The sequence below is a fragment of the Brachyspira sp. genome, assembly GCF_050873525.1.
In the GTDB taxonomy this organism is placed as follows: domain Bacteria; phylum Spirochaetota; class Brachyspiria; order Brachyspirales; family Brachyspiraceae; genus Brachyspira.
Genome location: NZ_JBNMIZ010000359.1, coordinates 1 through 1,138, shown reverse-complemented (window position 1 = coordinate 1,138; position 1,138 = coordinate 1). Strand labels below are relative to the sequence as shown.

Here is a 1,138-nt window from a genome sequence, read left to right as displayed (position 1 = left end):
CAAAAATAATTATTATTTTATAATAGTCAACTTTATAAAAACAAAAATTTCTTTTAATTAAAGTATAAAGAAAATTAAATATTTTATTACTTTTATTTGATAAATTTTCATTTACTAAATTCATTATGTTTTTCTCGTATATATTTATAGTGGAGGTATTTAAATAATTTTCTCTAGATTTATCTCCCATGTATTCCAATTTTTTTGGGTTTTCTATTATATCTATTAATATATTTCTTAATTCTAATGCATCTTCATTTTTTATTATCCACCCGCTATTTTTGTCTATTATATATTTAGCTCCTACATTTTCACTAACTATTATTGGTTTTCCCATCATAGCACCTTCTAAAGCTACTAAAGAACATGATTCATCCCTAGACACTACTACAAAAACATTCATACTTTGATATAAGTTTATTTTTTTATTATTATCAGTTATTTCGCCATGCCAAATTATATGTTTATCATTTTTTATTCTACTCAATATTTTTTCCCAATAATTTTTAAAAGATGGAAAACACCTTCCCACTATATGTATTAAGCATTTATCCTTATGATTTTTATCTAACTTATCAAAAGCGTCAAGCAATATATCAAATCCTTTACGAAATTCTATAGTTCCAACCATGATAAAATTTATTTTTTTATCAACCTTATTTTTAACATTGTTATAATAATCTTCAATGCAATTATGAACGACTTTTACATCTTTATTATACGGCTCTATAAATTGTTTAGCGTATTGGCTTACGCAATATATATTTTTAACAGATTTTAGTAAATCAACTCTTTCTGGACAACTAATGCAAAAATCTTTTATATTAGACGCTTCTCTTATATACCATACATAATTTATTTTATTTTCTATATAATATATAAATTTATGAGATAAAATCGTATTAACTATAGCTAAATCAAATTTATAAATTTCATTTTTTATATTTTCTTATTGTAAGTTTGGTATATATACTTTTATATTATTTTTATTAAATTCTTCTTTGAAAGAGCCATCCGATAAAGACCATACTTCCACATAAAAATTATTCTTTATTAAAACTTTTGCTATTCTTAACAAACTATTTGGAGCACCCGTATAACTTAATTCATGCGATAATAATAAAATTTTTTTCATTTT

The 1,138-nt window shown here is 22.1% G+C and carries 2 protein-coding genes; both read right to left on the bottom strand.

The features are described 5' to 3' along the window. Window positions 1-631, bottom strand: a 631-nt coding sequence (locus ACR0QS_RS13330; protein ID WP_432633937.1) for a glycosyltransferase family 4 protein, incomplete at its 3' end; no start/stop codon positions are given. A gap of 318 nt (window positions 632-949) precedes the next feature. After that, window positions 950-1,138: hypothetical protein (locus ACR0QS_RS13325; RefSeq protein WP_432633936.1), on the bottom strand; the 189-nt coding region annotated here is incomplete at its 5' end.